The organism is Actinotalea ferrariae (assembly GCF_019733465.1).
In the GTDB taxonomy this organism is placed as follows: domain Bacteria; phylum Actinomycetota; class Actinomycetes; order Actinomycetales; family Cellulomonadaceae; genus Actinotalea; species Actinotalea ferrariae_A.
The window spans coordinates 1-8,168 of sequence record NZ_JACVQL010000283.1 but is presented as its reverse complement, the minus strand read 5'-3'; the positions used below and the strand labels follow the sequence as shown (position 1 = coordinate 8,168).

7 protein-coding genes and 1 pseudogene are annotated in these 8,168 nt (G+C 74.2%); 4 read left to right on the top strand and 4 right to left on the bottom strand.

The genetic code is table 11. The features are described 5' to 3' along the window. A partial coding sequence (locus tag ICW40_RS17925) for a multifunctional oxoglutarate decarboxylase/oxoglutarate dehydrogenase thiamine pyrophosphate-binding subunit/dihydrolipoyllysine-residue succinyltransferase subunit (RefSeq protein WP_221655362.1) occupies window positions 1-3,464 on the top strand: 3,464 nt, incomplete at its 5' end. A gap of 67 nt (window positions 3,465-3,531) precedes the next feature. Here the strand turns inward: ICW40_RS17925 and ICW40_RS17920 are convergent. Further along, complete coding sequence (locus tag ICW40_RS17920; protein ID WP_221655361.1) at window positions 3,532-4,461, bottom strand: alpha/beta hydrolase; 930 nt, start codon at window positions 4,459-4,461, stop codon at window positions 3,532-3,534. A 31-nt stretch (window positions 4,462-4,492) separates the two neighbouring features. Next, on the bottom strand, window positions 4,493-5,206 hold the full coding sequence (locus ICW40_RS17915) for an MBL fold metallo-hydrolase (protein WP_221655360.1): 714 nt from the start codon (window positions 5,204-5,206) through the stop codon (window positions 4,493-4,495). A gap of 51 nt (window positions 5,207-5,257) precedes the next feature. On the opposite strand from ICW40_RS17915, the gene ICW40_RS17910 reads away from it, so the two are divergent. After that, on the top strand, window positions 5,258-5,860 hold the full coding sequence (locus ICW40_RS17910) for a TetR/AcrR family transcriptional regulator (RefSeq protein WP_260459415.1): 603 nt from the start codon (window positions 5,258-5,260) through the stop codon (window positions 5,858-5,860). A gap of 46 nt (window positions 5,861-5,906) precedes the next feature. On the opposite strand, the gene ICW40_RS17905 is transcribed toward ICW40_RS17910, so the two are convergent. After that, a complete protein-coding gene (locus ICW40_RS17905) occupies window positions 5,907-6,872 on the bottom strand; it encodes a helix-turn-helix domain-containing protein (RefSeq protein ID WP_221655359.1) in 966 nt (321 codons plus the stop codon). A gap of 93 nt (window positions 6,873-6,965) precedes the next feature. Between ICW40_RS17905 and ICW40_RS17900 the strand changes: the two genes are divergently transcribed. Together ICW40_RS17900 and ICW40_RS17895 are read left to right on the top strand one after the other, a co-directional pair. Next, a complete protein-coding gene (locus ICW40_RS17900; RefSeq protein ID WP_221655358.1) occupies window positions 6,966-7,130 on the top strand; it encodes a hypothetical protein in 165 nt (54 codons plus the stop codon). Window positions 7,131-7,242: 112 nt separating this feature from the next. After that, the gene (locus tag ICW40_RS17895; RefSeq protein WP_221655357.1) at window positions 7,243-7,851 is read left to right on the top strand and encodes a GDSL-type esterase/lipase family protein; all 609 of its coding nucleotides are present in this window, start codon (window positions 7,243-7,245) and stop codon (window positions 7,849-7,851) included. 57 nt (window positions 7,852-7,908) lie between these two features. Here ICW40_RS17895 and ICW40_RS21200 read toward each other — a convergent pair. Continuing rightward, window positions 7,909-8,168, bottom strand: a pseudogene (locus ICW40_RS21200) (hypothetical protein); the annotation flags it as partial.

Sequence of the window (8,168 nt, the reverse complement as noted above, 5' to 3'; positions counted from 1 at the left end):
CCGACGCGCCGCCCGTGCCCGTGGCCGCGGCCACCCCCGCGACGGCGCCGTACGCCGAGGTCGCGGCCGAGCGGCCGAGCGAGCCGGAGGCAGCCCCGGAGCCGACGGTCACCAGGCTCCGCGGGCCCGCCGCGCGGGTCGTCACGAACATGGAGTCGAGCCTCGAGGTGCCGACGGCGACCTCGGTGCGCGCGGTGCCGGCCAAGCTCATGGTCGACAACCGCATCGTCATCAACAACCACCTCGCGCGCAGCCGCGGCGGCAAGGTCTCGTTCACGCACCTCATCGGCTGGGCCGTCGTCGAGGCGCTCGCCGACATGCCCGCGATGAACGCGTCGTACACCCAGGTCGACGGCAAGCCCGGGATCGTCCAGCCCGGCGCCGTGAACTTCGGCCTCGCGATCGACCTGGCGAAGCCGGACGGCACGCGGCAGCTCCTGGTCCCCTCGATCAAGAACGCCGACCGGATGGACTTCGGCCAGTTCGTGGCCGCGTACGAGGACCTCGTGCGGCGTGCGCGCCAGAACAAGCTCGCGGTCGAGGACTTCGCCGGCACGACGATCTCGCTGACCAACCCGGGCACCATCGGGACGGTGCACTCCGTGCCGCGCCTCATGGCCGGTCAGGGCACCATCGTCGGCGTCGGCGCCATGGACTACCCGGCGGAGTTCCAGGGCGCGTCCGACGAGCAGCTCGCGCGGCTCGGCATCTCCAAGGTGCTCACGCTGACCTCGACGTACGACCACCGCATCATCCAGGGCGCCCAGTCGGGCGACTTCCTGCGCATCGTCTCCGCCAAGCTGCTCGGCGAGGGCGGCTTCTACGAGCGCGTCTTCACCGCGATGCGCGTGCCGTACGAGCCGGTCCGCTGGGTCCGCGACAACACGGTGGACCACGACACCGAGCTCGCGAAGCCCGCGCGGATCGCGGAGCTCATCCACGCGTACCGCTCGCGCGGGCACCTGCTCGCCGAGACGGACCCGCTGGCCTACCGCCAGCGCAAGCACCCCGACCTGGACATCCAGAACCACGGCCTGACGCTGTGGGACCTGGACCGGGTCTTCCCCACGGCCGGCTTCACGGGCAAGCCCAAGGCGAAGCTGCGCGACATCCTCGGCCTGCTGCGCGACTCGTACTGCCGCACGATCGGCATCGAGTACATGCACCTGCAGGACCCGCGGCAGCGCCGCTGGCTGCAGGAGCGGCTCGAGTCGGGCTACGCCCGCACCCCGCGCGAGGACCAGCTGCGGATCCTGCGCCGGCTCAACGCGGCCGAGGCGTTCGAGACCTTCCTGCAGACCAAGTTCGTCGGCCAGAAGCGGTTCTCGCTCGAGGGCGGCGAGGCGCTCATCCCGCTGCTCGACGCCGTGCTGTCGCGCGCGGCCGAGAACGGCCTCGACGAGGTCTGCATCGGGATGTCGCACCGCGGGCGGCTCAACGTGCTCGCCAACCTCGCGGGCAAGAGCTACGGGCAGATCTTCAAGGAGTTCGAGGGCAACCAGGACCCGAAGAGCGTCCAGGGCTCGGGCGACGTCAAGTACCACCTCGGCACCGAGGGCACGTTCACGGCCGAGTCGGGCGCGACCACCAAGGTGTACCTCGCCGCCAACCCGTCCCACCTCGAGGCGGTCGACCCGGTGCTCGAGGGCATCGTCCGGGCCAAGCAGGACCGGATCGACCTCGGCGGCGACGGCTTCTCCGTGCTGCCGATCCTCATCCACGGCGACGCCGCCTTCGCGGGCCAGGGCGTCGTGGTCGAGACGCTGAACCTGGCGCAGCTGCGCGGCTACCGCACGGGCGGCACGGTCCACGTCATCGTCAACAACCAGGTGGGCTTCACCACCGGCCCGTCGTCGTCGCGCTCGTCGCAGTACGCGACCGACGTCGCCAAGGGCCTCCAGGTGCCCGTGTTCCACGTCAACGGCGACGACCCGGAGGCGTGCGTGCGCGTCGCCGAGCTCGCGTTCGAGTTCCGCGAGCAGTTCGACCGCGACGTGATCATCGACATGATCTGCTACCGCCGGCGCGGTCACAACGAGGGCGACGACCCCTCGATGACGCAGCCGCTCATGTACAACCTCATCGAGGGCAAGCGCTCGGCGCGCAAGCTCTACACCGAGGCGCTCGTGAGCCGCGGCGACATCACGGTCGACGAGGCCGCGCAGGTGCTGCAGGACTACCAGAACCAGCTCGAGCGCGTCTTCACCGAGACGCGCGAGGGCGCGTACACGCCGCCCGCGTCGACGGAGCCGGTCGCCGGCCTCGAGCGCCCCGAGTCCCAGCTCGAGGACGCCGGCACGATGGTCGGCTGGCGCACCGCCGTCGACCCCGAGGTGCTCGAGCGCATCGGGCGCGCGCACGTCCGGCCGCCCGCCGGCTTCACGGTGCACCCGAAGCTCGAGCAGCTCCTCGCCAAGCGCGAGCAGATGTCCCGCGAGGGCGGCATCGACTGGGGCTACGGCGAGCTGCTGGCCTTCGGGTCGCTGCTGCTCGAGGGCACGCCCGTGCGCCTCGCCGGGCAGGACTCGCGCCGCGGCACGTTCGTCCAGCGCCACGCCGTGCTGCACGACCGGCGGACGGGGGCGGAGTGGACGCCGCTCGTCTACCTGTCGAGCGACCAGGCCAAGTTCTGGGTCTACGACTCGTCGCTCTCGGAGTTCGCCGCGATGGGCTTCGAGTACGGCTACTCGGTCGAGCGGCCCGACGCGCTCGTCCTCTGGGAGGCGCAGTTCGGCGACTTCGTCAACGGTGCGCAGACCATCATCGACGAGTTCATCTCCTCCGCCGAGCAGAAGTGGGGCCAGCGGTCCTCGGTCGTGCTGCTGCTCCCCCACGGCTTCGAGGGCCAGGGACCGGACCACTCGTCGGCTCGGATCGAGCGCTTCCTGCAGCTCTGCGCCGAGGACAACATGACGGTGGCGGCGCCGAGCACGCCCGCGTCGTACTTCCACCTGCTCCGTCGGCAGGCCTACGACCGGCCGCGTCGTCCGCTCGTCGTGGCGACGCCCAAGTCGATGCTGCGGCTCAAGGCCGCCGCCTCGGCGGTCGAGGACTTCACGTCCGGCACGTTCCGCCCGGTCGTGCCCGAGGAGCACCTGGGCGACGCGAGCCGGGTCGACCGCGTGCTGCTGTGCTCGGGCAAGGTCTACTACGACCTCCTCGCGCAGCGGGTCAAGGCGGGCGACGACCGCACCGCCATCGTCCGGCTCGAGCAGCTCTACCCGCTCGACGTCCCGGGCGTGGTCGAGGCCGTGCGCCCGTTCGGCGACGCCGAGGTGCTCTGGGTCCAGGAGGAGCCGGCCAACCAGGGCGCGTGGACGTTCCTCGCGCCCCAGCTCGACGAGGTGCTCGGCCGGTCCGTGCGCCGCGTCTCGCGCCCGGCGTCGGCGTCCCCGGCCGCCGGCTCGAGCAAGAAGCACGCGAGCGAGCAGGCCGCGCTGGTCGAGGAGGCCTTCGCGCGCTGAGCGCGGCACGCGCAGGACGTCGTCGGGCCCCGGTCGCACAGCGGCCGGGGCCCGACGCGTTCGCGGCTCAGGTCGGGTCGGCGCGCCTGTCGCGGGCGAGTCCGCGGACCTCGCTGACGACCGTCCCGAGGAGCTGCTCGAAGCCCGGCTCCTCGACGGGGAAGTGGCCGCAGCCCTCGAGCTCGACGAGTCGGGTGCGGACCGGGAGCCGTCGCAGGAACTGGGCACTGATGTGGGTGGGCGTCCACCGGTCGCACGCGGGGTGGGTCAGCAGCACGGGCGGCCCGGCGTACTCCTCGGGCGGGACGGCCGGTCCGCTCTCGAGGAGCGTCCTGAACCAGCCGAGCGGCATGGAGCCCCCGCCCCCGCGCGGGTCACGGAGCACCTCCGCGCGCAGAGCCGGGTCGTTCGAGATGGCCTGCATCGGCGCGAGCCAGCGGACGGGGACGCGCAGGCGTCGGAGCGGGCCGACGACGAGCCGCGCCGCCGGCAGCGCGATGCGGGCCATCCATCGCGCGCGGACGAGCGCAGCCCGCACCTCGGACCTGCCCACGTCGAGCAGGCACGTGGCGATCACCAGGTCACCGCGCCCGCTCGACGCGGCCGTGTCGAGCGCGAGCATGCCGCCCAGGCTCGCGCCGAGCAGGACGAGCGGTCGGCCGTCGTCGATCCTCGCCGCGGCGTCGACCAGCACGCGCCGCCAGTCGGCGTACGTGATCGTGGTGTCCTTCCCCCGCGTGCGGCCGTAGCCGGGCAGGTCCAGCACGGTGACGTAGGCGCCGGCCTGGGACAGGTGCGCCGCGAACGGCCACATGGCCGCCGCGTTGCCCCCGGCACCGTGGACCAGGAGCATCCGCACCGGCGCTTCCGGGTCCCCGACGTGCTCGAGGTGCACCGACCGGTCCTGCCAGACCCACGTCTCCGCGGTGCGACGGACGGACGGCGCGACGGGGCGGACGTAGGGCTCGTACCGGCGGTCGTCGTCGGGCGTGGTCACCTGCGGCACGATAGCGACGGCGCCGGCCGGGTCACCGGGCTGCGGCCCTGACCTCGTCCGCGACGGCGGCGGTCCCACCGCTCCACGGCGCGCCGTGCCCGGGCAGCACCCACGTCGCGTCGAGCGCCGCGAGCCGGTCGAGCGAGTCGAGCGCCAGGTCGGGCTCGTCCGTGAACGGTGCGGGCTGCGGGCCACGTCGGCCCGTGAGCACGTGGCGCGTGGTGAGGGCGTCCCCCACGAAGACGGCGTCGACCACGGGCACGTGCACGGCGATGCTGCCGGGCGAGTGCCCCGGCAGCCCGACGACGCGCGGCGAGCCGGGGAGGTCGAGCACGTCGCCGTCGTGCACCTCGTGGACGTGCGTGAGGTACTCGGTGCGCAACCCGCCGCGACGGGCGGCGTGGACGAGGAAGCGCGCGGTCGGGACGGGGCGCCACTGCCCCCACGTCGGCTTCGTGCGCTCCTCGCCGCGGGCGCGCGCGGCGTCCGCCGCGTGGACGTGGACGGGGACGCCGTGGTCGCGCCGCAGCCGCTCGGCGAAGCCCAGGTGGTCGGTGTCCCCGTGGGTCAGCACGACGCCGCGGACGTCGTCGAGCGTCCTGCCCACGGCCGCCAGCTCGGACACGAGCTCGCGCCAGTGGCCCGAGAGGCCGGCGTCGACGACGAGGACGCCGTCGGGCACGACGACCAGGTAGGCGGCGACGACGTCGTCGCCGATGCGGTGCAGGGACGGTGCGAGCCTCACGGTGGTGCCCTCCGACGGGGTGTGCCAGGATGGCTAACGTACCTAGCCTTGATGGCTAACGTCAATAGCCTCGCCGACGACAGGACCGCCGTGCCCGCACCCAGCCGCACGTCCCGCGCAGCGATCGTGCGCGCCGCCGCCGAGACGCTCGAGGCCGAAGGCCTGCACGGCCTCACCATGCAGTCGGTCGCGGCGCGCGTGGGTGTGCGGCCGCCGTCGCTCTACAAGCACGTGGACGGTCGCGACGCGCTCGTGCGGCTCGTGGCCGAGGCGGCCGTCGGGGACCTCATCGCGCTGCTCGCCGCTGCCGCACCCGAGGACAGCGAGCCTCGCGGTGCGCTGCACGCCGCGGCCGCCGCGCTGCGCACGTTCGGGAAGGACCGGCCCGGGGCCTTCCGGCTGATCTTCTCGCCCGGCCCTCCCTCGACGCGGCCCGGCCCCGACGTCGCCCTGCTCGCCGTCGCGCCCGTGCTGAGGATCGCCACCGAGCTCGCCGGACCCGACGACGCCCTCGAGGCGGCGCGCACCATCACGGCCTGGGCGAGCGGCTTCATCGCGATGGAGATCGCCGGCGCGTTCGGTCTCGGCGGCGACGTCGACCGTGCGTTCGACTACGGCACGGCCCGGATCGCCGACGCGCTCTCGCGCAGGTGAGCACGTCCGGGCGGGGCGGGCGGCGAGGCCCGCGTCCTGGCAGCCCTCAGGATGCGCGCCCGCAGGCGGCGTCGGTCCCGAACGTGCGTCGGTAGGCCGCGGGGCTCGTGCCCAGCTCGCGGCCGAAGTGGTGGCGCAGCCCTGCCGCGCCGCCGAACCCGGCACGCCGGCCGACCTCCTCGACCGGGAGGTCGGTCTCCTCGAGCAGCTCCTGCGCACGCAGCAGGCGCTGGCGCGCCGTCCACAGCGCGGGCGTCGTGCCGGTCTCGGCGCGGAAGCGACGCGCGAACGTGCGCTCGGACATCCGCGCGCGCCGCGCGAGCGCGGGCACGGTGATCTCCTCGTCGAGGTGCTCGCTGATCCACGCGAGCAGGGGGGCCAGCTCGCCCTCCGTGACGGGGACGGCGCTGTCGATGTACTGCGCCTGCCCGCCGTCCCGGTGCGGCGGCACGACCATCCGCCGGGCGATCGCAGCGGCGGCCGTGGCCCCGAGCTCGCGGCGGACGAGGTGGAGCCCCGCGTCGATCCCCGCGGCCGTGCCGGCGCTGGTCACGACCCGGCCGTCCTCGACGTAGAGGACGGCGGGATCGACCTGGAGCTGCGGGTATGCGGCGGCGAGCCGGTCGGTGTACATCCAGTGCGTCGTGCACCGGCGGCCGTCGAGGACGCCCGCCTGCGCGAGCGCGAACGCGCCGCTGCACACGCTGAGGATCCAGGCGCCGCGGCGCTCGGCGTCGCGGAGCGCCTCGAGGACCGCCTCGGGCACCTCGCGGTCGACGCTGAACGCCGTCATGACCACGAGATCGGCCGTGGCTGCGCGGTCGAGACCCTCGTGGACGACGAGCTCCATGCCGAGCTTCGTCGGGATGGTCCCCGGCTCGGGCGTGCACACCGCGAAGTCGAAGGCGGGCCCGCCGGTGTCGGTGCGGTCGATCCCGAAGATCTCGCACACCACCCCGAGCTCGAACGGGGCGACCCCCGGCAGGACGATCGCGGCGACGGAACGAAGCATGCGAGCAGTGTGCCATCGATGTGGCAGGAAGTCGATGAACTGTGGCCGATCTGCCACTCGTGGCAGCATGTGGCGGAGGCCACACTTTCTGCCATGAGCACTCTCCTCGCAGTCGCAGCCCTCCTCCTCCTCGCCGCGCTCGTCGTCGTCGTGGTGCGGTCCGTCCTCACCGACGGGTACGGGCACCGCCCGCCGCCCGCATCGCGCCCCGGCGACCTCGTCGACCACGACGGCCGGTGGGGCGCCGCGGCGCACTGAGCACGCGTCGACCCGCGCCCGGACCCTCCTCGGACCCGGCTCGGCCGCGCGTCGCCGCCCCCAGCCGGGCCGACTCCGCCACACTGTGCAGGCATCGACCTGCAAGGAGGACGTGGTGGACCCCGCTCGGCGCATCTGCGTGATCGGCGACGAGCTCGTCGCCGGGACCGGCGACCCGAAGGCGCTCGGCTGGGTGGGGCGCGTGGTCGCCCGCACCCCGCTGGACCCCCCGCCGCACGTGCTCACGCTCGCCGTGCCGCAGGAGACCACGACGGCCCTCTCAGGCCGGTGGCAGGCCGAGACCGCACCGCGGTTCGGCCCGCCGCCCGCCGAGGGCAACCACCACCTGGTCGTCGGCCTCGGCCGCGCCGACCTCGAGGCCGGTCTGTCGCTCGCGCGCAGCCGCCTCAACCTCGCCAACATCCTCGACGTGGCCGACTCGATGCGGCTCCGCGCCTTCGTCGTCGGTCCGCCGCCGGCCACCCACCTCGACGCCGACCGCCAGGCCGAGCTGTCCGCCGCGTTCGCCGACGTCGCCGCCCGACGGCGCGTGCCGTACGTCGAGACGTTCGCGCCGCTCGCACGGCACGAGCAGTGGCACGCCGACCTCGCGAGCGGCGACGGGCGCACGCCCGGTCAGGCCGGCTACGGGCTCATGGCCTGGCTCGTGCTGCACACCGGCTGGCACCGCTGGCTGGGTCTGCCCGACGACGCCGTCTGACCGGCGGAGGCCCGCTCGCCCACCCGCGCGGCAGGCGCCAGGAGTCGGGGGGCAGGGTCAGCGCGGCAGGGTCGCGCGGACGGCGCTCCGGGCGCTGTCGAGCACCGTGCGCAGCGTCTCGACCGTGAGGGGTGCGACGCCGCCGTGACGGTCGGCCCGGCGGAGGTCCGCACGCAGGTCGTCGCGGAAGCGCTGCAGCAGCAGCTCCGCCTCGGCCCGCGGCGGCATCGTGGAGGGGACGGCCGACGGGGCGGCCGACGGCGCCTGCGGCGGGGCGGCCGACGGACCGTGCGGTGACGAGGGCGGCGGTGCGGCAC